Below are 22,963 nucleotides of genomic sequence, written 5' to 3'. Positions count from 1 at the left end.
CTCAGGCCTTGTAAACAGGCCTATCCCCCAGAATGGTCGCACGGTGCATGATGCGCCGCTGCGGCAGATAATCCGCGTTGGCGTAGTGCTGCGTCACGCGGTTATCCCAGATCGCCACGTCATTTTCCTGCCAGCGCCAGCGCACCTGAAACTCCGGTTTGGTGATGTGAGCAAACAGGAAGTTCAGCAAAGCGTCGCTCTCTTTCGGCGCCAGGTCGACGATCCGCGTGGTGAAGCCTTCATTGACGAACAGCGCCTGCCGGCCGCTGACCGGGTGGGCGCGCACCACCGGATGCAGCAGCGGCGGGTTTTTCTGCACCGCCAGCTGCCAGCGCTGATGCTCCTCTTCACTGCCGCGATGTTTGTGTTCCGGGAACGACTTGGTGAAGTCATGCTCCGCACGCAGCCCCGCGAGCAGCGTTCTGAACGGCGCCGACAGCGCCTCGTAGGCCGCGATGCCGCTGGCCCACAGCGTATCGCCGCCGGTGGAAGGCAAGGTCTTGGCCGCCAGGATCGCCCCCAGCGGCGGGTTGTCGATAAAGGTCACGTCGGTGTGCCAGTTATCGTTGTCCGGCGGGTTGTCGTCGTGGGTATCGAGCACGATGATCTCTTCCACGTCGGTGGCATGCGGATAGACCGGATGGATATGCAGATCGCCGAAGCGGCCGGCCAGATCGCGCTGCTGCAGCGGCGTGATCGGCTGATTGCGGAAGAACAGCACCTGATGCTTCAGCAAGGCATGGTAAAGCTGTTCAAACTGGCCATCGCCCAGCGGCCGGGCCAACTCGACGTTTTCCACCAGCGCCCCGATGTAAGGCCCCAGTGGGGTGATATTCAGACGTTCGTTCATTGCTGTACTCCATGCCACGGGGTCAATCGGCGCTGCAGGGCACGCAGCCCTAGCTCCAGCCCAAATGCAATCACCGCAATCACGCCGATGCCGGCCAACACCACGTCGGTCGCCAGAAACTCACCGGCGGATTGCACCATAAATCCCAGGCCGCGCGTGGCGGCGATCAGTTCGGCGGCCACCAGCGTCGACCAGCCGACGCCCAGCCCGATGCGGATGCCGGTCAGGATCTCCGGCAGCGCGCTCGGCAACACCACGAAGCGCAGCACCTGCCAACGCGTGGCGCCCAACGCGCGGGCGGCTCGCACCCGCACCTGCGCCACGCTGCGCACACCGGCCACGGCAGACAGCGTCACCGGCGCGAAGATCGCCAGATAAATCAGCAAGATCTTCGAGGTTTCGCCGATGCCGAACCAAATCACCATCAGCGGCAGATAGGCCAGCGGCGGCACCGGGCGATAGATCTCAATCAGCGGATCGAGGATGCCGCGTACCGTGTCGTTCAGCCCCATGGCGATGCCCACCGGGATGCCGACGATCACCGCCGCCAGTAGCGCCACCAGAATGCGCCCCAGGCTGGCCGCCAGATGCTGCCACAGCGTGGCGTCCATAAAGCCTTGCGGGCTGGCGATGGTGAGCAGCTGGTGCAGCACCTGCTGCGGCGCCGGCAAAAACAGCGGGCTGATCAGCTGCAACGCCGTCACGCCCCACCAGACGATCAACACCGTCAACAGCGTGGCGCCGCTCAGCCAAACGTTGCGCGGCACGCTGAAACGGCGCGCCACCTTGCCCTGCGGCTGCGCCGCGGCCTTCAGAGTGGAATGCAGGCTCATAGCAAGGCCTCGCGCTGTTGGAAAACTTTGCCCAGCACGTATTCGCGCTGCGCGATAAATTCAGGATCGGACTTGATGGCACGGCAGGCTTCGCCGTCGGCATAGCGTTGGCCAAAGTTCAGCGACAGCCGCTCCACCACCTGCCCTGGCCCCGGCGACAGCAGCAGCAATTCGCTGGCGAGGAACACTGCTTCTTCGATATCGTGGGTGATCAACAGCACCTGCTTGCCGGTATCGCGCCAGATGGACAGCAACAACTCCTGCATCTGCTCGCGGGTGAACGCGTCCAGCGCGCCGAACGGTTCGTCCAGCAACAACAGCCGCGGATCGGCGGCCAGAGCGCGGGCGATGCCGACGCGTTGGCGCATGCCGCCGGAAAGCTGCCAGATAAAGTGCTGTTCATAACCCGCCAGCCCCACGCGCTGCAGCATCTGCTCCGCCACCCGGCGGCGCTGCGCCTTGCCGACGCCGGCCAGCTGCAGGCCGAACTCGACGTTATCCACCACGTTGCGCCACGGCAGTAAGCCCTCATGCTGGAACACCACGCCCCGTTCGGCGCTCGGGCCGTGAACGGGCGTTCCATCCAGCGTGATGCTGCCAGCTGAAGGCTCGATAAACCCGGCGATCAAATTCAGCAGCGTGGTCTTGCCGCAGCCAGACGGGCCGAGCACCACCACCAGTTGCCCGGCGGCGATCTGGAACGACACGTCACGCAGCGCGGGCCGCCCCTGATACTCTGCTGAAAGATGATTGACGTTTAGCATCCCGCTTCCTTACGACTGCGGTGCAGCCTGCACCTGTTTCACAAAACGGTCGGTCACGTAAGCGCTGTAGTCGCTGTCGACCTGGGGGATCTTGCCCTGCTGCTTGAGGAATTCGGCGGTATCGCGGATCGCCTTGTCCACCGGCTGGCCGAGTTGGGCAACCTGATCCGCCACCGGCAGATAACGGTTTCCCTTCACCAGCTCCGGCACCTGCGCTGCCGGCACGCCGCTCAGGCGCGCCAGCGTGCTGAGGTGGTTCGGATCTTTCAGCCACTGTTCCGGCCCCGCCAGGTAGGCCTTTTGCGCCTGCAGGGCGCTGGCGGCAAAGGCGGTCACCACCTCGGGATGTTGCTCGGCAAAATCTTTGCGCACCACCCACACGTCCAGCGTCGGCGAGCCCCATTCGCCCACCTGCGCGGAGTCGGTCAACACCTTGCCCTGTTTGGCCAGTTCGTTGACCACCGGCGCCCAGACGTAGGCACCGTCGATGTCGCCGCGCTGCCAGGCGGCGGCGATGGCCGGCGGCTGCAGATTGAGGATCTTCACCTGCTCAGGCTTGATGCCCCAATGCTTGAGCGAGGCCAGCAGGCTGTAATGGGTGGTGGAGATAAACGGCACCGCAATGCGCTTGCCGATCAGATCCTGCGGGCTTTTGATGTCATTCTTCACCACCAGCGCTTCGGAGCTGCCGAGCTGCGAGGCGATGAGGAACACTTCGATGGGGAGTTTCTGGCTGGCGGCCACCGCCAGCGGGCTGGAGCCGATATTGCCGATCTGCACATCGCCGGAGGCCAACGCACGCAGCACGCTGGAGCCGCTGTCGAACTTACGCCAGTCGACGGTCGCGCCGGACCGTTTGGCGAAGCTGTTTTCCGCCTGCGCCACCTTGGCCGGTTCTGCCGACGTCTGGTACGCCACGGTCACGTCCACCGCGTAGGCGCTGGCTGCACTGAGCGACAGCGCCAACAGCGCCGCGTTGCGTAAGGAAAAGAGTTTGCCCGCCATGTTCCGCTCCGTTGATAAAAATCTGTTCAGTTGCTGACAGTTTTATCTGAGCGATGACGGGCTATAAAAGAATAAAAAAGTCTTCTTTATTACCGTGAGTAATATAAACGCGGGTTACAGCGCGATCGTCCCGCGCAAGAACACGTGTGCATAGCCGCCGAGCAGCGTACGATCCCCGTGCAGTTCGCAGAACAGTTCGCCGCCGCGTGCCGAGATCTGCTGCGCATGCAGCCGATGGCGGCCGAGACGCGCCGTCCAGTAAGGCATCAGCGTGCAGTGCGCGGAGCCGGTAACCGGATCTTCACCGCCGTCGAGCGTGAAATAGCGCGACACGAAGTCCACAACGTCACCCGGCGCGGTAACGATTACCGCACACCCGGCCAGCGCGATCAGCGCCGGGATGTCCGGCCGCAGCGCGCGTACCTGCGCCTCGTTTTCCAGCACCACCATCAGCGCCTTCGCCTGCCACACCTCCTGCGGCTGCACGCCCAGCAGCGCCGCGAGGCCCGCCGGTTCAGCCACCTTCTGCGGCGGCCGCGCGGGGAAATCGAGCACCAGCCGTTCCCCGTCCTGCGCATCGCGCTTGACGAACAGCTCGCCGCCGGCCGAACGGAAGCGGATATCCTGCAGCGCCGGATTGATCGCGCTGAACATCACATGCGCCGCCGCCAGGGTGCCGTGGCCGCAAAGATCGACCTCGCGTTCCGGGGTAAACCAGCGGATAGCAGTCATGTCGCCGTCATCCCAGACAAAGCTGGTTTCCGGCAGGCCGATCTCGTTGGCGATCGCCTGCAGCCGCGCCGCCGGCAGCGGCTGCGTCAGCAGGCAAACCCCGGCCGGGTTGCCGCGCAGCCCTTTGCCGGTAAAGGCAACCACGTGATAATAATTTTCCGCCATCGTTCGCTCCTTAATGCCAGATCAGTAACACACAGGCTGCGGTCAACAACCCCATGGAACCGTTGAAGATAACCCAGGCCTTTTTGCTGCGCAGCAGGCGGCCGATCACGGTGCCGAACGCCAGCCAGATAATGCCGGCGACAATGTTGACCCCCAAAATGCCCAGCGCGATCGCCGCAATGGATCCGTTGTAGTTATCGCCCGCCAGGCTGAAGCTGGCCACCGCCCCCAGCGCCATCAGCCAGGCTTTCGGGTTGAGGAACTGCAGCAGCCAGCCCTGATACAGCCGCACCGGCTGCGGCGGCGCCACGTCGGTTTCCAGCTTTTCATAGGCGGCGGTGGCGACTTTCCACGCCAGCCACAGCAGGTACAGACTGCCGAGGATTTTCAGGATCAGGTGCAGCGACGGGTAGACCAGAATCAGGCTGCCGACGCCGAAGGCCACCAGCAGCAAAATGCTTTGCATGCCGAGCATGATACCGACCATCAGCCACAGCGATCGCATAAAGCCGAAGTTAGCGCCGGAGGTGGTCAACAGCAGGTTATTGGGGCCAGGCGTGATGGCGGCGACCCACAGGAAGCCCAGCATCGAAAGGAATAAACTCGGTTCCATGGCACGGGTGCTCCTCACCCAAGGCGCTTTTTTGCAGTATCATTGTTAGTTCTTGGTATTGAAGCTAACAGTGCGCTAGGGATCTCACAATAGCCGCCCACAACATTTTTACTCAGCCTATGCCTAACACTTTTCGCCCTCTGACCGGGGCCAGTAACCCGCACCTGCAAACGCTGTTGCCGCGGTTGGTGCGCCGCCGCGTGTTATTGAAACCGCATTGGCAACGGCTGGAATTGCCCGACGGCGATTTCGTCGATCTCGCCTGGAGCGAAGATCCGGCGCAGGCGCGCGACAAACCGCGTGCGGTGCTGTTCCACGGCCTGGAAGGCAGCTTCTACAGCCCCTACGCGCATGGCCTGCTCAACGCCTGGCGTGAGCGTGGCTGGCTCGGCGTGGTGATGCACTTTCGCGGCTGCAGCGGCGTGCCCAACCGCAAGCAGCGCATCTACCACTCCGGTGAAACCGAAGATGCGCGCTTCTTCCTGCGCTGGCTGCGCGATCGCTACGGCGAGGTGCCAACTGCGGCGGTCGGCGTTTCGCTCGGCGGCAACATGCTGGCCTGTTATCTGGCGCAGCAAGGCGCCGACAGCCTGCTGCAGGCGGCGGTGGTGGTCTCGGCGCCGCTGATGCTGGAGCCCTGCGCCTACCGCATGGAGCAAGGCTTCTCCCGCGTTTATCAGCGCTACCTGCTGGGGCAGCTGAAACAAAACGCCACCCGCAAGCTGTTGCACTACCCGGACACTCTGCCGCTCAAGCTGTCACAGCTGAACGGGTTGCGACGCATCCGCGAATTCGACGACGCCATCACCTCGCGCATTCACGGCTTCAGCGACGCCATCGACTATTATCGCCGCTGCAGCGCCCTGCCGCTATTGCCGGCTATTCAGACGCCGCTGCTGATCATCCATGCGAAGGACGATCCCTTCATGACCCATGAGGTGATCCCCGACGTCGCCGGCCTGCCGCGCAATATCGAATATCAGCTGACCGAGTACGGCGGCCACGTCGGCTTCGTCGGCGGCACGCTGAAAAAACCGCACATGTGGCTGGAACATCGCATTCCGGCCTGGCTTTCCCCTTATCTGGACATCCCGACGTGATCATTCCCTGGCAAGAACTGGCAACCGACACCCTGAACAGCCTGATCGAATCCTTTGTACTGCGCGAAGGCACCGATTACGGCGAACACGAACGCTCGCTGGAACAGAAGGTGGAGGACGTGCGCCGCCAGCTGAAAAACGGCGAAGTGGTGCTGGTGTGGTCGGAACTGCACGAGAGCGTCAACATCATGCCGCGCGGCCAGTTCCGCGCCGGGCAGGAAGAAATTTAGTGGCGCTCGGTTCTATGACTGACGGAAAAAATCAGGTAACAATGGGGCATTGCCAACCAGCGCGCGCCATTTTTTCCTGAGATAGAGAGCGTCAACAAGAGCCACAATAATCCCCTGACGCCGGCGCATTCAACACGGAGTGACAACCATCATGTCTGCCAAACATCCCGTTATCGCGGTGACCGGTTCCAGCGGCGCCGGCACCACCACCACCAGCGTGGCCTTCCGTAAGATCTTCCAACAGCTCAACATCCGCGCCGCCGAGCTGGAGGGCGACAGCTTCCATCGCTACACCCGGCCGGAAATGGACGCGGCGATCCGCAAGGCGCGCGATCTGGGCAGACACATCAGCTATTTCGGCCCCGAGGCCAACGACTTCGGCCTGCTGCAGCAGAGCTTTATCGACTACGGCAAGAACGGCACCGGGCGCTCGCGCAAGTATCTGCACACCTACGACGAAGCGGTGCCCTACAATCAGGTGCCGGGTACCTTCACCCCGTGGGAACCGCTGCCGGCACCGACCGACGTACTGTTCTACGAGGGGCTGCACGGCGGCGTGGTCACCGATCACCACGACGTGGCCAACCACGTCGATCTGCTGGTCGGCGTGGTGCCGATCGTCAACCTGGAGTGGATTCAGAAACTGATCCGCGATACCGGCGAGCGGGGCCACTCTCGCGAAGCGGTGATGGATTCGGTGGTGCGTTCGATGGAAGATTACATCAACTACATCACGCCGCAGTTCTCGCGCACCCACATCAACTTCCAGCGCGTGCCGACGGTGGACACCTCCAACCCGTTCGCCGCCAAGGCGATTCCCTCACTGGACGAAAGCTTCGTGGTGATCCACTTCCGCGGGCTGGATCAAATTGACTTCCCCTATTTGCTGGCGATGCTGCAGGGCTCGTTTATCTCGCACATCAATACGTTAGTGGTGCCGGGCGGCAAGATGGGGCTGGCGATGGAGCTGATCATGGCGCCGCTGGTGCAGCGGTTGCTGGAAGGCAAGAAGATCGAATAAATGCGTTGAGCGCGGCGGCAGGCCGCGCCCCGTCCCGATTACGCCGGTTGGCGGATCTCGAAGCTGTGGGTCACCGTGGCGGCCTTGTTGAGCATCAGCGCCACCGAGCAGTATTTCTCCGCCGACAGGTTCACCGCACGCTCGACGATCTTGTCGGTCAGGTCCTGGCCGGTAACGATAAAGTGCAGGTTGATGTGGGTGAACAACCGCGGGGCTTCTTCACGGCGCTCGGAGGTCAGCTTCACCTCGCAGTCGCGCACGTCGTTGCGCCCTTTTTGCAGGATGGACACCACGTCGATCGCGCTGCAGCCGCCCACCGACATCAGCACCATCTCCATCGGGCTGGGCGCTTTATCACCGGCGTTGCCGTCCATCAGCACCTGGTGGCCGGAGGCCGATTCACCCAAAAACGTTAACCCTTCCACCCATTTAACTCTTGCCTGCATTCTGGTCACTCCGGTTGATTTCTTAAAATCAGAGTACGCTTTCGCATAGAAACAGGCAACGTAACCTGATGCTAATCATGCTGAAGCGAGACAACACGAGACACCCGCCTTACTCTGTGCTACAAACAGAGCCGCAATAAATCTTTCCGGGACACTGAATTTCAGGGAAACGCCCAGAGAAAGGCTCCTTTACCGGTATGTTAACAGAATGTAGCTTGCAGCGCTTACGGCAAGTTAATATGCTAGAGCGACAGCGTATTTTTATGACACGCCTCAAAACTTGCCGGTAGCCCTCGCTCATGACTGCGGCTACAGGCGGGTTTTACAGGGAACTCTGACCCCTGTGACACAAGGCAGCGATAACAACAGAGGATAACAGCGAATGGTTCTCGGCAAACCGCAAACAGACCCTACTCTCGAATGGTTCCTGTCTCATTGCCATATCCACAAATATCCATCGAAGAGTACGCTGATTCACCAAGGTGAAAAGGCCGAAACGCTTTACTACATCGTGAAAGGCTCCGTCGCGGTGCTGATCAAGGATGAAGAAGGTAAAGAGATGATCCTGTCCTACCTCAACCAGGGGGATTTCATCGGCGAGCTCGGATTGTTCGAAGAAGGCCAGGAGCGCAGCGCCTGGGTTCGCGCGAAAACCGCCTGTGAAGTGGCCGAAATTTCCTACAAGAAATTCCGCCAGCTGATCCAGGTGAACCCGGACATCCTGATGCGTCTGTCCGCCCAAATGGCGAGCCGCCTGCAGGTCACCTCCGAAAAAGTGGGCAACCTCGCCTTCCTGGACGTTACCGGCCGCATCGCGCAAACCCTGCTGAATCTGGCGAAGCAACCCGACGCCATGACTCACCCTGACGGTATGCAGATCAAGATCACCCGCCAGGAGATCGGCCAGATCGTCGGCTGCTCGCGTGAAACCGTTGGCCGTATTCTGAAAATGCTGGAAGATCAAAACCTGATTTCCGCCCACGGCAAAACCATTGTCGTCTACGGCACCCGTTAATCCCTGAAGAAACGGCGCAGATTGCGCCGTTTTTTTGTCTGCTCTCTGCCATGTGGCGCCGCCTGATCTACCACCCGGAAATCAACTACGCACTGCGACAAACGCTGGTGTTGTGCCTGCCGGTGCTGTTCGGCCTGCTGATAGGCCAGCTGCAGCTCGGCCTGATGTTCTCTCTGGTGCCCGCCTGCTGCAATATCGCCGGTCTGGACACGCCGCATAAGCGCTTCTTTAAACGGCTGATCGTCGGCGGTTCGCTGTTCGCCTTCAGCAGCGTGCTGCTGCAACAGGCCCTGCTGTGGCACGTGCCGCTGCCGGCGCTGATGCTGGGCCTGGCGCTGCTGCTCGGCGTCACCGGTGAAATCAGCCCGCTGCACGCCCGGCTGTTGCCGGCGGCGCTGGTGGCCGCCATCTTCGCCCTCAGCACGGCCGGCACGGTGCCTATCTGGCAGGCACCGCTGCTGTACGCGATCGGCACCGCCTGGTACGGCTTGTTCACCTGGTTCTGGTTCAAGCTGTGGCAAGAGCAGCCGATGCGCGAGACGCTGAGCCAGCTCTACCTGGAACTGGCGGACTACTTCGAAGCCAAATATTCGCTGCTGACCCAGCACACCGATCCGCAAACCGCGCTGCCGCCGCTGCTGGTGCGCCAGCAAAAGGTGATGGACCTGATCAGCCTGTTGTACCAACAGCTTAATTTCCTGCCGCACGCCAGCAACCTCGAACAAAAGCGCCTGCAGCGCGCCTTTCAGGTGGCGATGGACCTGCAGGAGCACATCACCGTCAGCCTGCATCTGCCGGAAGAGGTGCAAAAACTGGTGGAGCAGAGCCAGGCCGAAGCGATCATTCGCCGCAATGCCCAGGTGATCGCCGGCCGGCTGCGCGTAGTGGCGCACGATATTCTCTATCATCAACATTCGAAGCGCTTCTCCATGACCCACGAGCTGGCCGCGCTGGAAAAAATGGCGTCGCAGCATCCCGACAACCCGGTCGGCCAGTTTTGTTACTACCACTTCAGCCGCATCGCCCGCCTGCTGCGCACCCAGCATCCGCTGTACCGCCGCGACCTGATGCCCGGCCAGCACCGCCTGCCGTTTTGGCCGGCGCTGGCCAGCTACCTGTCGTTCAAATCCACCGCCCTGCGCAACGCCGCACGGCTGGGCGTGACGCTGGCGGTCGGCAGCAGCCTGGGGGCAGTGTTCAACCTGCCGAAACCTTACTGGATCCTGCTCACCATCATGCTGGTGAGCCAAAACGGGTATAACGCCACCCGGGTGCGTATTCAGCACCGTGCACTGGGCACGATCGCCGGGCTATTGCTGGCGGCCGGGCTGCTGCAGTTGCAGCTGCCGGAAGGAGAAACGCTGAGCATCATGCTGGTGATCACGCTGCTGGCCTACCTGGTTTCGCGCAAGAACTACGGGCTGTCGGTGATTGGCTTTACGATCACGGCGGTTTACACCCTGCAGCTGCTGGCGCTGAACGGCTCGCATTTTCTGGTGCCGCGCCTGATTGATACCTTGATCGGCTGCGTGCTGGCGTTCGGCGGCACCATTTGGCTGTGGCCACAGTGGCAAAGCGGGCTGCTGCGCAAGAATGCCCATCAGGCGTTGGAGAACGATCAAACCGCGCTACGGCTGATGCTCAAGCAGCCTGAACCGGACGCCACCGCGTTGGCCTACGCCCGCATGCAGGTCAACCAGGCGCACAACGCGCTGTTCACCTCGCTCAATCAGGCGATGCAGGAGCCGGGATTCGCGTCGAACTATCTGGCGGACATGCGGCTGTGGGTGACGCACAGCCAGTTCATCGTCGAACACCTGAACGCCATGACCATTCTGGCGCGCGAGCACTACATGCTGACGCCGAAACTGGCGGAAGCGTATCTGCAAACCTGTGAAATCGCGCTGCAAAGCTGCCAGCAGCGGTTGGAATACGACGGCCCGAGCAGCGGCAACAGCGGCATCATGCAGCCGCCGGATCTGCATCCGGACATGCCCGTCACCGAGATGGAGCGCCATCTTCGGCGCATTTTGTCGCACCTGAACGTGATGCACACCATTTCGTCGCTGGCCTGGCGCCAGCGCCCGCACCACGGCATCTGGCTCAAACGCAAACTGCGCGATCAATAAGGGCGCGGCATGCCGCGCCCCGTCATATGCCGCACGAGCTTCAGGCGTTGAGCACGTCCTGCACCGCCAGCTCGAATAGCGCCATGCCGGCCTCGATATCCTGCAGTTCTACCACCAACGACGGCGCGAAACGGATCACGTTCGGCCCGGCGTTGAGGATCATCAGCCCGCGCGCGGCGGCGGCGGTGAGGAAGTCGCGCGCCCTGCCGTGATAATGCGGCGTCAGCTCGGCGCCAATCAGCAGCCCCATACCGCGAATGGCGGTGAAAATACCGTATTTATCGCCGATATGCTGCAAAGCCTGCACATACAGCGCATGGCGCTGTTCGATGCCGCTCAGCACCTCCGGCGTATTGATCACGTCCAACGCCGCCTCCGCCACCGCGCAGGCCAGCGGGTTGCCGCCGTAGGTGGTGCCGTGGGTGCCCACCTGCATCACCGACGCAATTTCTTCGGTGGTCAGCATGGCGCTGACCGGGAAACCACCGCCCAGCGCCTTGGCGGTGGTGAGAATGTCCGGCGTCACGCCATAATGCATATAGGCGAACAGTTTGCCGCTGCGCCCCATGCCGCTTTGCACTTCGTCGAACACCAGCAGCGCCTGATGCTGATCGCACAGCTCGCGCACGCCTTTGAGGAAGCCGGCGTCGACCGGCGTAATGCCGCCCTCGCCCTGAATCGGCTCCATCACCACCGCGCAGGTGTGGTCGTCCATCACCGCCTTCACCGCCGCCAGATCGTTGAACGGCACGTGCACGATGTCGGCCGGCTTCGGCCCGAACCCGTCGGAGTATTTGGCCTGCCCGCCCACCGATACGGTGAACAGCGTACGGCCGTGGAACGCGTTATAGAAGGCGATGATTTTGGTTTTGTACGGGCTGTGGCGGGTGATGGCGTAATGGCGCGCCAGTTTGAACGCCGCCTCGTTGGCCTCCGCGCCGGAGTTGGCGAAGAACACCCGATCGGCGAAGGTGGCGTCGATCAGTTTGCTCGCCAGGCGCAGCGCCGGTTCATTGGTGAAGACGTTGCTGGTATGCCACAGGGTTTCGCCCTGGCGTTTAAGCGCCTCGACCAGCGCCGGATGGCAGTGCCCCAGCGCCGTCACCGCGATGCCGCCGGAAAAATCGATGTACTCTTTTCCCTGCTGATCCCAGACCCGGCTGCCTTGGCCGCGCACCGGCACAAACTGGGCAGGCGCATAAACAGGCAGGATCACCTGGTCAAAGGTGCTGCGGCTCACTGCGGATTTTTCAGTCATTTTCGGCTCCACCCTGAAGGTTTTTCAGCGCTATCGTAATGTCAGATTGAAAACATAATCACGAAATATGCATAAAAAACCAATAAAGCGCAAACGCAAAACGCCTGACGGGCGAAAAAAACGCGCCGGAATTAACGCTTGAGGAAATTCTCCAGCAGCTGGTGGCCCTGCTCGCTGAGCACGCTTTCCGGATGGAACTGCACGCCTTCCAGCGCCAAAGTGCGGTGGCGGATGCCCATGATCTCGTCGCGCACGCCGTCGCGCTCGCTCCAGGCGGTCACGTCAAAACAGTTCGGCAGCGTATCGGCTTTCAGCACCAATGAGTGGTAGCGGGTCACGGTCAGCGGATCGCTCAGGCCGCGAAACACGCCGATGCCCAGGTGACGAATCGCCGAGGTTTTGCCGTGCATCACCGCGCGGGCGCGCACCACCTCGGCGCCGAACGCCTGCCCCAGCGCCTGGTGCCCCAGACACACGCCGAGGATCGGCAGTTTGCCGGCGAAATGACGAATGGCGGCCAGCGAGATGCCCGCTTCGTTCGGGGTACAGGGGCCGGGAGAAATCACCAGATGCTGCGGCGCCAGCCGCTCGATATCGGCCAGCTGCAGCTCATCGTTGCGCTTCACCAGCACCTCTGCGCCCAATTCGCAAAAGTACTGGTAAAGGTTATAGGTAAAGGAGTCGTAATTATCGATCAGCAGCAGCATGTTAGATCCGGCAGAGAAAAATGCCGCCACAGTGTACTGATTTAACCCGCCGCTGCCGACGATAATTTCCGCTTACTTTTTACGGCCGCCGGTGATCGACCCCAGCACGCCGCGCAGGATCTGGCGGCCGAGATCGCGCGCCATGCTCTTGGCGGCGGTCTGGACGATGCCGTCGCGCTTGCCGCCGCGCGGGCCGGTGGACCCGAACAGCAGCTCGTTCAAGCTGCCCATCAGGCCGCCGCCCGCCTGCTGTTGCGCCTGCTGTTGCTGGGCCGGCTGGCCGGGTTGCTGCCCGCCGACGGTGGAGAAGCCTCCCGCAGACAGGATTTCGTAGGCGGACTCGCGGTCGATCATATCCTCGTAGCGGCCATACAGCGGCGACTTGTTGATCGCACTGTTCAGCCCTTCCGCGCCGAGCATGCCCATTTTGGATTCCGGCGCAATCACCATCGCCCGCTCCACCACGTTCGGCCGGCCCTTCTCGTCGAGGAATGACACCAGCGCTTCGCCCACGCCCAGCTCGGTGATCGCCGTTTCGGCATCGAAGGCCGGATTGGCGCGCAGGGTTTGCGCCGCCGTCTTCACCGCCTTCTGATCGCGCGGAGTAAAGGCGCGCAGCGCATGCTGTACGCGGTTGCCCAGCTGGCCCAGCACGCTGTCCGGAATGTCCAGCGGGTTCTGGGTGACGAAGTAAATGCCGACGCCTTTGGAGCGGATCAGACGCACCACCTGTTCGATCTTGGTCAACAGCGCCGCCGGCGCATCGTTGAACAGCAGGTGCGCCTCATCGAAGAAGAACACCAGCTTCGGCTGTTCAGGGTCGCCCACTTCCGGCAGGCGCTCAAACAGCTCGGCCAGCAGCCACAGCAGGAACACCGAATACAGCTTCGGCTGATTGATCAGCTTGTCCGCCGCCAGCAGGTTGATCACGCCGTGACCGTTGGCGTCGGTTTTCATCAGATCGTTGATGTCCAGCATCGGCTCGCCGAAAAACCGGTTGGCACCCTGCTCTTCCAGCGTCAGCAACCCGCGCTGAATGGCGCCAATCGACGCGGCAGAGATATTGCCGTACTGAGTCTGGAATTGTTTGGCGTTGTCGCCGACGAACTGCACCATGGCGCGCAGGTCCTTCATGTCCAGCAACAGCAGTGCGTTGTCATCGGCGATTTTGAACACCAGCTGCAGCACCCCGCTTTGCACCTCGTTCAGATCCAACAGGCGCCCCAGCAGCAGCGGCCCGAGATCGGAAATCGTGGCGCGGATCGGGTGGCCCTTTTCGCCGTAAATATCCCACGGAATAATGGTGCAAGCCTGCGGCTGCCAGTCGGTGACGCCAATCGCCGCCAGGCGCGCCTGCAGTTTCTCGGAAGGCACGCCCTCGGCGCCGATGCCGGACAGATCGCCCTTCACGTCCGACAGGAATACCGGCACACCGATGCGCGAGAACTGTTCGGCCATTTTCTGCAGCGTCACCGTCTTGCCGGTGCCGGTCGCCCCGGTGATCAGCCCGTGGCGGTTGGCCAACGCCGGCAAAATCACCAGATCCTGCTCCGGTTTTCCGTCTTTCATCGCTTTGGCGATAATCCGTGGTTCACTCATTTTCTGTTCCTTTGACGCTGACGCGGCGCGCAACGCGCCTGTTGATGCAATAAAGCTATAAGCGCCGCGTAACCCCGTCAAGGACAAACAAAATGGGCGCCGTCGGAGCCTGATGAATTCAGATTGCGCTTAGCGTCAGAGCGTCTTTGCTTGAACAAGAAAGCACCAGTGCTATAGTGATCATTACGCTGTATATACGAGGTAAATACCATGTCTGAATCTACCGTGGTAATCCGCGTGGATGAAGAGTTAAAAACCGCTTTCACCAGCGCGGCAAAGGCCGCCGATCGCACGGCTTCGCAACTGCTGCGCGATTTCATGCGCGAGTTTGTCAGCCGCCAGGCGCAGCAGGAAGAGTACGACAAGTGGTTAAAGGAAAAGGTCGAGGTGAGCCGCAAGGCGTTGCGTGAAGGCAAGTTTGCCGACGATGAAGAGGTGGCCGCTTATTTCGCCGAACGCAGAGCTAAATCAACGCAATAAAACACAAAAGGACTTTTGTGAAACTGACATGGACGGAACCCGCCATCGCCGATCGTCTGGCGATTTATGAATGGTTGGAACTTAAAAATCCGGCCGCCGCCGCAGAAAATGATGCAAAAATCGCTGACGCGGCGGCACGCCTCGTGCATCATCCCGCCAGCGGGAAAACGGGTCGGATAGCCGGCACGCGCGAGCTGGTCATCTCCCCGTCCTATCTGCTGGTCTATGAATGGGCGGCTCAACGCGTCATCGTATTGGCCATCGTGCATACTCGCCGCCGGTGGCCGCCGGCATAGTCACCCCCGCAGCCCCAGTTGCTCTTTCAGCGCCTTCAAATAGCGCCGGCTGACCGGTACCGGATCGCCGGCCGACATGATCATCTCCGCCGCGCCGCCCTCTTCGAAGCGGATCTCGCGTACCTGCTCCAGGTTGACCAGATACTGCCGATGGCAGCGCACCAGCGGGGTACGGCTTTCCAGCGTGCGCAGCGTCAGCTCGGTGAAACACTCCATGCCGTCGCTGCGTACCACGAAGACCCCGCTCAGTTTGGAACGGATCGCCAGCACTTCGTCAAATCGCAGCAGATAGATGCGGCTGTGGCCGGTGCAGGGAATGTATTTCAGGTAACCGGCGCTCTCATCCAGCGCCGCCACGTCCTGCGGCACACTGCGCTGCCGCAGGCGTTGCAGCGTCTTGCTCAGCCGCTTCGGCTCCGCCGGCTTCAGCAGATAGTCGAAGGCATGCTCCTCGAACGCCTGCACCGCGTATTCGTCGTAGGCGGTCAGAAACACGATGTGCGGCATGCGGTTGGGATCCAGCATGCCGACCATTTCCAGCCCGCTGATGCGCGGCATCTGGATATCGAGAAACACCACGTCCGGCTGCAGCCGGTGGATCTGGCTGATGGCTTCGATGGCGTTGGCGCATTCGCCGATAATCGCGATCTCCGCCTCGGCCTCCAGCAGATGGCGCAGGTTGTCGCGCGCGGAAGGTTCATCGTCAACAATCAGTGCGTTTAACATCAGGCGGCCCTCTCCATGGGGACATTGAGCGTAATGCGGGTGTAGGCGTCCGGCCGGCAATCCACCTGCACGCCATAGCCTTCGCCGTAGCGCACGCGAATGCGTTTATCCACCAGGTTCATCCCCAGCCCGCTGCAGTTCGGTTTCGGCTGGAACAGCCCGGCGTTGTCCGTCACCTGCAGCAGCAGATGCTCGCCTTCGCAGCAGGCGCCGATTTCGATGCGGCCCACGCCCAACAGATGCGAGGTGCCATGCTTGATGGCGTTCTCGACGATCGGCTGCAGCGAGAACGCCGGCAGCCGCGCCGCCAACAACGCCTCCGGCAGCGATACCGCGATCTCCAGCCGATCGGCGAAGCGCGCTTTCTCGATCTGCAGGTAGGCGTTCACGTGTTCAATCTCGTCCGCCAGGCTGACTTCGTCATCCGAGCGTTTGAGGTTTTTACGAAAGAAGGTCGAGAGGGACTGCACCAGATCGCAGGCGCGCTCGCCATCGCGGCGGATCACCGCCACCAGGGTATTCAAGGCATTGAACAGGAAATGCGGATTGACCTGCGCATGCAGCAGCTTGATCTCCGACTGCGCCAGCAGCTGCTTATGGCGCTCGTACTGTCCGGCCATGATCTGCGCCGACAGCAGGCTGGCGATGCCTTCGCCCAGCGTACGGTTGATGGTGCTGAACAGCCGGCTTTTCGGTTCGTACAGTTTGATGGTGCCGATCACCCGCTGGTTTTCGCCGCGCAGCGGGATCACCAGCGTCGATCCCAACTTGCAGGCCGGATTGATCGAGCAACAGTAAGAGAGCTGATTGCCGTCGGCGTACACCACCTCGTTGTTGTCGATGGCGCGATGCGAATGCACCGAGGCGATCGGCGTGCCCGGCAGGTGGTGATCGTCGCCGATGCCGATAAACGCCAGCAGCTTGTCGCGATCGGTGATCGCCACCGCGCCGATGCCCAGCTCCTGATAGATCACCCGGGCGACCTTCATGCTGTTCTCCTGATCGAACCCCTGCCGCAGGATGCCCTCGGTGCGCTCGGCGATCTTCAGCGCCTTGGAAGAGAAGGCGCTGGTGTATTTCTCGAACATCGCGCGCCGATCCAGCAGGATTTGCATAAACATCGCCGCCCCGACGGTATTGGCGATCATCATCGGCAGCGCGATGTGTTCCACCAGCTGCAACGCTTCATCGTAGGGGCGCGCCACCGCCAGGATGATCGCCATCTGCAGCACTTCCGCCACCAGCGCCACGCCGCCGACGAACAGCGGATTGAACAGCAGCTCGATGCGCCCGCGGCGCATGGCGATACTGTGTACGATGCCGCCGACCAGGCCTTCCGACACCGTAGAGATAGCGCAGGCCACATCGGTCATGCCGCCGAGCGTGTACCGGTGCAGGCCGCCGGTCAACCCGACCAGAAAGCCCACCGACGGCCCGCCCAGCAACCCGCCCAGCACCGCGCCTATCGCACGGGTGTTGGCGATCGAATCCTGAATATGCAGCCCGAAGTAGGTGCCCATGATGCAGAACACCGAGAAGATCACGTAGCACAGCAGCTTGTGCGGCAGGCGGATGGTCACCTGCATCAGCGGGATAAACAGCGGGGTTTTGCTCAGCAGATAGGCGATAACGAGATAGACGCACATCTGCTGCAACAGCAACAGCACCTGGTTAAATTCATACATGGCAGCAACTCATCCAGAGACAACAAAGGGCGAACGCCGGATTTCCGGTCTGATTATTGTCTGCCGATTAGAGCATGGGGCGCGGGAGAAAACAGTGATGGAGGCAAGGCTTCGGGAGGAAGGAGCGGCCGACCCCGACGGGATCGGCCAAAAAACTTACGGCAGCACCTTGGCTGACAGAATCACCACCGGTTTGGTCGGCACATTCTGGTAAGGGCCGACGTTGCCGGTCGGCACCTGAGCGATTTTGTCCACCACGTCCATGCCTTTCACCACTTTGCCGAACACCGCGTAGCCGAAGTCGCGCTGGCCGTGATCCAGGAAGGCGTTATCCGCCACATTCAGGAAGAACTGGCTGGTGGCGCTGTCCTTGTCGGCGGTGCGCGCCATCGAGATGGTGCCGCGCAGGTTGCGCAGGCCGTTGTCGGCTTCGTTCTTGATCGGCGCCTTGGTGGCTTTCTGCTGCATGTCAGCGGTGAAACCGCCGCCCTGGATCATAAAGCCCGGGATTACACGGTGGAAAATGGTGTTGTTGTAGTACCCGTTGTTCACGTAGTCGACGAAGTTCTGGGTGGAAACCGGTGCCTTCTTGCTGTCGAGCGCCAATTCGATATTCCCTGCCGAAGTGGTCAGCATGACGTGGGTCTCACCGGCGGCGAGTGCGGCAGGTGCCATTGCAGCCAGGGAACACAGCGCGACGAAGGTCACTAAAGTACGTTTGAACATTAACGGGTCCTTTCTCTGAGAGACAAACAACGGAAAAACGCTTTGATTCTAAAGAGCTGTATCGGCAAGTACCAGCCATTTACCTATATTTACCCAATTACGGGACATATCCTAGACGGCCCGGGATTTTGCTGCGGAAAGTATGGGCGCAGAAGGCTTTTTTGCCAACCGCATCACGCATTTTTTGCCCCGGGGCACCCTGGGGCGATTTTTGCGATCTGCCTCCCAGTTTGCACACGTATTGTCATTACTCTGTACAAATGAGAGCGCTCTCATAATAAAAAGAGCGGATACTGAAGCACCCACGACGGCGTTGCCGCGTAACCCCTGGAGAAATGACGTGAGTGAATTGATGACTGAAGTCAGCCCCGAGTTTGAAAGCACCATCATGGAACTGCTGGTGTTCTCCGGTAGCGCACGCAGCAATGCGTTGATGGCGTTGCGCCAAGCGCGCGCCGGCGACTTCGCCGCTGCGGCCAAACACATGGCCGAATCCAAAGAGTGGGTGAAGAAGGCGCACCTGATCCAGACCGAGCTGATCGGCCTGGACGAAGGCTGCGGCAAGCTGGCAATCAACCTGATCACCGTGCATGCGCAGGATCATCTGATGAACGCCATGGTGATCCAGGATCTGGCCGACGACATGATCGAGCTCTATCGCCGTCAGTCGCCGACGGAGGGCCGCCCATGAGCACGCTCAAAATCGCCGTGATCGGCGGCGGCAGCAGCTACACCCCCGAACTGGTCGATGGGCTGATCCAGCGTATCGAGGAACTGCCGGTCACCGAACTGGCGCTGGTGGACGTCGAGCCGGGCCGGCAAAAAGTAGAAACCATCGCCGCCCTGACCCGCCGCATGCTGGCGCGCCACGGGCTGGAGCAGGTGAAGGTCAGCGTGCATTTCGCGCTGGACGACGCCATTCGCGGCGCCGCTTTCGTGCTGACCCAGTTCCGCGTCGGGCAACTACCGGCACGCGCAGCCGATGAACGGCTGGGCCTGAAATACCAGCTGCTCGGCCAGGAAACCACCGGCGTCGGCGGCTTCGCCAAGGCGCTGCGCACCATCCCGGTGATGCTGGACATCGCCCGGCGAGTGGAAAAGCTGGCGCCGGACGCCTGGATCATCAACTTCACCAACCCGGCCGGTATCGTCACCGAGGCGGTGTACCGCTATACCAAGGCGAAAATTATCGGCCTGTGCAACGTGCCGATCAGCATGCATCACATGATCGCCAACATGCTGCAGGCGCCCTATGCCGACGTGCAGCTGCGGTTCGCCGGCCTGAACCACATGGTCTGGGTGCATCAGGTTACGCAACAGGGGCGCGACGTCACCGCCAGGGTGATCGACATGCTGTGCGACGGCGCGGCGCTGACCATGAATAACATCAAGGAAGAGCCCTGGCAGCCGGACTTCCTGCGCGCGCTCGGCGCCATCCCCTGCCCTTACCACCGCTATTTTTACCAGACCCGCGAGATGCTGGCGGAAGAGATGGCCGCCGCCGGCGAGCGCGGCACCCGCGCCGAACAGGTGATGCAGGTGGAGAAGGAGCTGTTCGAGCTGTATGCCGATCCGCAGCTAGACCGTAAGCCGGAGCAGCTCAGCTTCCGCGGCGGTTCTTTCTATTCCGAGGTTGCGCTGGAGCTGATTCGTGCTATCCATAATAATCTCGGCACGCAATTAGTGGTCAACACCGCAAACCGCGGCGCAATCCATGGCCTGCCGGACGATGCTGTGATAGAAATCAACTGTATCGTCAATGCCCAGGGCGCGCATCCGCTGACTTTCGGCCCGCTGCCGGAACCGATGCAGGCTCTGACGCAGCAGGTGAAAGCCTATGAACGCCTGACCATCGAAGCCGCGGTGCACGGCGATCGCCGCAGCGGGTTGCTGGCGCTGATCGCCAACCCGCTGGTTGGCAACGCCAATCTGGCGCAGCCGTTGCTGGAAGAGGTATTGACGATAAACGCGCCGCATTTGCCGCAGTTCAGGTAAGCGGCGAAGCGTAGCCAGACAAGGGTTCGGCACGCCGGATCCTTTTTTTAGCCGTAATTCAGGAGTGGGACGATGGTGACACTGGAAGATGTCGCGGCGCTGGCGGGCGTTTCGCGCGCCACCGTATCGCGCGTGGTGAACGGCGACAACAATGTCAAGGCGCCGACCCGCGAGAGGGTTGAACGCGCCGTCGCCCAGCTCGGGTATACCCCCAACCCGGCGGCCCGCGCGCTCGCCTCCAGCCACAGCAATACCCTCGGGCTGGTCACTACCTCCTATCGCGGCGGTTTCTTCGGCGCGCTGATGGACTTTGTGCAGACCGAGGCCGAATCCCACGGCAAACAACTGCTGGTGACCCAGGGCCGCAACAGCGCCGAAAACGAATGGCAGGCGGTGCAGCGCCTCTTTAGCCTGCGCTGCGACGGCGTGATCCTGCACGTGCGTTTTCTCAGCGACGATCGGCTGCGCCAATTGGCAGCGGAACAACGTGATTTCGTGTTGCTCGATCGTCTGGTGCCGGGGCTGGAAGCCCGCTGCGTCACCTTCGATCATCCGCTCGCCAGCCGCATGGCGACACAGCAGCTGCTCGACGCCGGGCACCGGCGCATCGCCTGCATCAGCGGCCCGCGCGATCGCCCATCGAGCCGCCTGCGGCTACAGGGGTTTGAAGAGGCGATGCAGGCGGCGAACATCGAGCCGGTCGCCTGCCTGGAGGGCGTCTACGATCTGGAAAGCGGTTACCGCTGTGCCGATCAATTGCTGCGGCAAGCCACGCAGCCCAGCGCCATCTATTGCTGCAACGAAGAGATGGCGATCGGCGCGCTGCTGGCGATCAACGAGCACCGTCTGCGGGTGCCGCAGGATATCTCCTTGATCTGTTACGACAGCGGCGAACGCGCGCCATTCGTGCGCCCGGCATTGAGCAGCGTCCATTTTCCCATCAGCGAGATGGCCCAATACGCGGCGCGCAGGCTGATCGATCCCGCCACCCCGGCGCATCGGTTTGAGCCGACGATCGTCAACCGCGATTCCATTGTGACGGTACGCAAATAGATCACAATAATGCGCATCTTCCCTTCACGGGTTGCATCAAAAAATCGACAGCCATCACAAAAAATCCCGTTGTCTGTGCTAGGATCCGCCCCCTGGTGGCCTGATCGGGACTTTTTCTGCGTTTGTCAGGAAAAGCCAGCGGCCTTATGCCAGCGTTAAAACCTCTAACAGACATATTCAGGCCTATACAATGAATGACAGTAACCGCATACGGCTTACCTGGATCAGCTTCTTTTCGTACGCGCTGACCGGTGCTTTAGTGATCGTCACAGGGATGGTGATGGGAAACATTGCAGAGTACTTTAATCTGCCGGTTTCCAGCATGAGTAACACCTTTACTTTCCTCAACGCCGGTATTTTGATTTCGATCTTCCTCAATGCCTGGCTGATGGAAATCATCCCGCTGAAGCGTCAGCTGATCTTCGGCTTTGTCCTGATGGTGCTGGCGGTCGCAGGGCTGATGCTCGGCAAGAGCCTGACCATGTTCTCGCTGTGCATGTTTATCCTCGGCGTGGTTAGCGGTATCACCATGTCGATCGGCACCTTCCTGATCACCCACATGTATGCCGGCCGCCAGCGCGGTTCACGCCTGTTGTTCACCGACTCCTTCTTCAGCATGGCCGGGATGATCTTCCCGATCGTCGCCGCGATGCTGCTGGCTCGCCATATCGGCTGGTACTGGGTTTATGCCTGCATCGGCCTGCTGTACGTGGGGATCTTCGTGCTGACCCTGTGCTCCGAATTCCCGGTGCTGGGCAAGAAAGGCGCCGACGCCGGTCAGCCGGTCGAGAAAGAAAAATGGGGCATCGGCGTGCTGTTCCTGTCGATCGCCGCGCTGTGCTACATCCTCGGCCAGCTGGGCTTCATTCAGTGGGTGCCTGAGTACGCCACCAAGTCGTTCAACATGGACATCGGCCAGGCCGGTAAGCTGGTGAGCGACTTCTGGACCTCTTACATGGTCGGCATGTGGGTGTTCAGCTTCATCCTGCGCTTCTTCGATCTGCAGCGTATCGTTACCGTGCTGGCCGCACTGGCTACCGGTGCGATGTACCTGTTCGTCAGCACCGACAACCCGGAGCACCTGGGCTACTACATCATGGCCCTGGGCTTCGTTTCCAGCGCCATCTACACCACGCTGATCACCCTCGGCTCGCTGCAGACCAAGGTCTCTTCGCCGAAGCTGGTCAACTTTATCCTGACCTGCGGCACCATCGGCACCATGCTGACCTTCGTGGTCACCGGCCCGATCGTGGCGAAAGGCGGCGCGCACGCGGCGCTGACCACCGCCAACGGCCTGTACCTGGCAGTGTTCGTGATGTGCCTGCTGCTGGGCTTCGTGACCAAGCACCGCAGCCACGGTCACGTGACGCACTAACGTCTTCCCATCAAATACATCAAGGGCGCCCGCATGAACTGCACCCCAAATGTTGGACACATCTGACATTTGGAGGTGCAGCTTTATGAAGTATTCACTGCAAGACAAACTCAATGCCGTCCGGTATTACCTTGCCGGGCTTGGCAGCCAACGGCAGACC

Annotated in this window: 24 protein-coding genes; 11 read left to right on the top strand and 13 right to left on the bottom strand. The window is 61.2% G+C overall.

Features of this window, described 5'->3' with window-relative positions; translation table 11 throughout:
* Position 1: 1 nt before the first annotated feature.
* The 6 genes from tauD to M6G53_RS21680 all read right to left on the bottom strand — a co-directional run bounded on the left by tauD (position 2) and on the right by M6G53_RS21680 (position 4,962).
* The gene (gene tauD / locus M6G53_RS21705; RefSeq protein WP_253334430.1) at positions 2 to 850 is read right to left on the bottom strand and encodes a taurine dioxygenase; all 849 of its coding nucleotides are present in this window, start codon (positions 848 to 850) and stop codon (positions 2 to 4) included.
* The gene (tauC, locus tag M6G53_RS21700; RefSeq protein ID WP_253334429.1) at positions 847 to 1,683 is read right to left on the bottom strand and encodes a taurine ABC transporter permease TauC; all 837 of its coding nucleotides are present in this window, start codon (positions 1,681 to 1,683) and stop codon (positions 847 to 849) included. The genes tauD and tauC overlap by 4 nt, the downstream gene beginning before the upstream one ends.
* Positions 1,680 to 2,447: a taurine ABC transporter ATP-binding subunit gene (gene tauB, locus M6G53_RS21695; RefSeq protein WP_253334427.1), complete on the bottom strand. Its 768-nt coding sequence runs from the start codon at positions 2,445 to 2,447 to the stop codon at positions 1,680 to 1,682. Before tauB ends, tauC begins: the two co-directional genes overlap by 4 nt.
* 9 nt (positions 2,448 to 2,456) lie before the next feature.
* On the bottom strand, positions 2,457 to 3,452 hold the full coding sequence (gene tauA / locus M6G53_RS21690) for a taurine ABC transporter substrate-binding protein (RefSeq protein ID WP_253334425.1): 996 nt from the start codon (positions 3,450 to 3,452) through the stop codon (positions 2,457 to 2,459).
* Positions 3,453 to 3,566: 114 nt separating this feature from the next.
* Entirely contained in the window at positions 3,567 to 4,349 is a 783-nt protein-coding gene (locus M6G53_RS21685; RefSeq protein WP_253334423.1) for a PhzF family phenazine biosynthesis protein, read from the bottom strand.
* 10 nt (positions 4,350 to 4,359) lie between these two features.
* Positions 4,360 to 4,962, bottom strand: coding sequence for a LysE family translocator (locus tag M6G53_RS21680; RefSeq protein WP_253334421.1), 603 nt, complete (start codon positions 4,960 to 4,962; stop codon positions 4,360 to 4,362).
* 119 nt (positions 4,963 to 5,081) lie between these two features.
* On the opposite strand from M6G53_RS21680, the gene M6G53_RS21675 reads away from it, so the two are divergent.
* The 3 genes from M6G53_RS21675 (at position 5,082) to M6G53_RS21665 (ending at position 7,313) form a co-directional block, all read left to right on the top strand.
* Positions 5,082 to 6,062 (top strand): hydrolase, encoded by a 981-nt coding sequence (locus tag M6G53_RS21675; protein WP_047729705.1) that lies wholly within the window; start codon positions 5,082 to 5,084, stop codon positions 6,060 to 6,062.
* Entirely contained in the window at positions 6,059 to 6,292 is a 234-nt protein-coding gene (locus tag M6G53_RS21670; protein ID WP_004930376.1) for a YheU family protein, read from the top strand. The genes M6G53_RS21675 and M6G53_RS21670 overlap by 4 nt, the downstream gene beginning before the upstream one ends.
* 151 nt (positions 6,293 to 6,443) lie before the next feature.
* Entirely contained in the window at positions 6,444 to 7,313 is an 870-nt protein-coding gene (locus tag M6G53_RS21665; protein WP_047729703.1) for a phosphoribulokinase, read from the top strand.
* A 38-nt stretch (positions 7,314 to 7,351) separates the two neighbouring features.
* On the opposite strand, the gene M6G53_RS21660 is transcribed toward M6G53_RS21665, so the two are convergent.
* Positions 7,352 to 7,759 (bottom strand): OsmC family protein, encoded by a 408-nt coding sequence (locus M6G53_RS21660; protein ID WP_004930372.1) that lies wholly within the window; start codon positions 7,757 to 7,759, stop codon positions 7,352 to 7,354.
* 382 nt (positions 7,760 to 8,141) lie between these two features.
* On the opposite strand from M6G53_RS21660, the gene crp reads away from it, so the two are divergent.
* Complete coding sequence (gene crp / locus M6G53_RS21655; protein WP_004090925.1) at positions 8,142 to 8,774, top strand: cAMP-activated global transcriptional regulator CRP; 633 nt, start codon at positions 8,142 to 8,144, stop codon at positions 8,772 to 8,774.
* Positions 8,775 to 8,824: 50 nt separating this feature from the next.
* Complete coding sequence (locus M6G53_RS21650; protein ID WP_253334419.1) at positions 8,825 to 10,903, top strand: YccS/YhfK family putative transporter; 2,079 nt, start codon at positions 8,825 to 8,827, stop codon at positions 10,901 to 10,903.
* 40 nt (positions 10,904 to 10,943) lie between these two features.
* Here the strand turns inward: M6G53_RS21650 and argD are convergent, their stop codons facing one another.
* The 3 genes from argD to M6G53_RS21635 all read right to left on the bottom strand — a co-directional run bounded on the left by argD (position 10,944) and on the right by M6G53_RS21635 (position 14,467).
* Positions 10,944 to 12,161: a bifunctional acetylornithine/succinyldiaminopimelate transaminase gene (argD, locus tag M6G53_RS21645; RefSeq protein WP_253334417.1), complete on the bottom strand. Its 1,218-nt coding sequence runs from the start codon at positions 12,159 to 12,161 to the stop codon at positions 10,944 to 10,946.
* Between the two features lie 131 nt (positions 12,162 to 12,292).
* Positions 12,293 to 12,868 carry an aminodeoxychorismate synthase component II gene (locus M6G53_RS21640; protein WP_253334416.1) on the bottom strand — a complete coding sequence of 192 codons (576 nt, stop codon included), beginning with the start codon at positions 12,866 to 12,868 and terminating at the stop codon, positions 12,293 to 12,295.
* A gap of 72 nt (positions 12,869 to 12,940) precedes the next feature.
* Positions 12,941 to 14,467 (bottom strand): helicase HerA-like domain-containing protein, encoded by a 1,527-nt coding sequence (locus M6G53_RS21635; RefSeq protein WP_253334408.1) that lies wholly within the window; start codon positions 14,465 to 14,467, stop codon positions 12,941 to 12,943.
* Positions 14,468 to 14,677: 210 nt separating this feature from the next.
* Here M6G53_RS21635 and M6G53_RS21630 point away from each other — a divergent pair, with 210 nt between their 5' ends.
* Both M6G53_RS21630 and M6G53_RS21625 read left to right on the top strand, forming a co-directional pair.
* Entirely contained in the window at positions 14,678 to 14,947 is a 270-nt protein-coding gene (locus M6G53_RS21630) for a CopG family ribbon-helix-helix protein (protein ID WP_253334407.1), read from the top strand.
* A 17-nt stretch (positions 14,948 to 14,964) separates the two neighbouring features.
* Positions 14,965 to 15,243, top strand: a complete 279-nt coding sequence (locus M6G53_RS21625) for a type II toxin-antitoxin system RelE/ParE family toxin (protein WP_038878101.1) — start codon at positions 14,965 to 14,967, stop codon at positions 15,241 to 15,243.
* Here M6G53_RS21625 and btsR read toward each other — a convergent pair whose 3' ends face one another.
* From btsR to ppiA, 3 genes are all read right to left on the bottom strand, one after another.
* Positions 15,244 to 15,969, bottom strand: coding sequence for a two-component system response regulator BtsR (gene btsR, locus M6G53_RS21620; protein ID WP_253334405.1), 726 nt, complete (start codon positions 15,967 to 15,969; stop codon positions 15,244 to 15,246).
* Positions 15,969 to 17,654, bottom strand: coding sequence for a sensor histidine kinase (locus M6G53_RS21615; RefSeq protein WP_253334404.1), 1,686 nt, complete (start codon positions 17,652 to 17,654; stop codon positions 15,969 to 15,971). Before M6G53_RS21615 ends, btsR begins: the two co-directional genes overlap by 1 nt.
* A 156-nt stretch (positions 17,655 to 17,810) precedes the next feature.
* Entirely contained in the window at positions 17,811 to 18,380 is a 570-nt protein-coding gene (gene ppiA, locus M6G53_RS21610; RefSeq protein ID WP_253334403.1) for a peptidylprolyl isomerase A, read from the bottom strand.
* A 352-nt stretch (positions 18,381 to 18,732) separates the two neighbouring features.
* On the opposite strand from ppiA, the gene M6G53_RS21605 reads away from it, so the two are divergent.
* The 4 genes from M6G53_RS21605 (at position 18,733) to tsgA (ending at position 22,803) form a co-directional block, all read left to right on the top strand.
* Entirely contained in the window at positions 18,733 to 19,071 is a 339-nt protein-coding gene (locus tag M6G53_RS21605; protein WP_055316965.1) for a PTS lactose/cellobiose transporter subunit IIA, read from the top strand.
* A complete protein-coding gene (locus M6G53_RS21600; RefSeq protein ID WP_253334402.1) occupies positions 19,068 to 20,375 on the top strand; it encodes a 6-phospho-beta-glucosidase in 1,308 nt (435 codons plus the stop codon). Before M6G53_RS21605 ends, M6G53_RS21600 begins: the two co-directional genes overlap by 4 nt.
* 72 nt (positions 20,376 to 20,447) lie before the next feature.
* Positions 20,448 to 21,428: a LacI family DNA-binding transcriptional regulator gene (locus M6G53_RS21595; protein WP_253334401.1), complete on the top strand. Its 981-nt coding sequence runs from the start codon at positions 20,448 to 20,450 to the stop codon at positions 21,426 to 21,428.
* A gap of 190 nt (positions 21,429 to 21,618) precedes the next feature.
* A complete protein-coding gene (tsgA, locus tag M6G53_RS21590) occupies positions 21,619 to 22,803 on the top strand; it encodes an MFS transporter TsgA (RefSeq protein ID WP_033636290.1) in 1,185 nt (394 codons plus the stop codon).
* Positions 22,804 to 22,963 lie beyond the last annotated feature (160 nt).

This window comes from Serratia nevei, assembly GCF_024160145.1.
GTDB lineage: Bacteria > Pseudomonadota > Gammaproteobacteria > Enterobacterales > Enterobacteriaceae > Serratia > Serratia nevei_A.
Note: the sequence above shows the minus strand (reverse complement) of the source record. Positions and strands in the feature narration are given on the sequence as shown.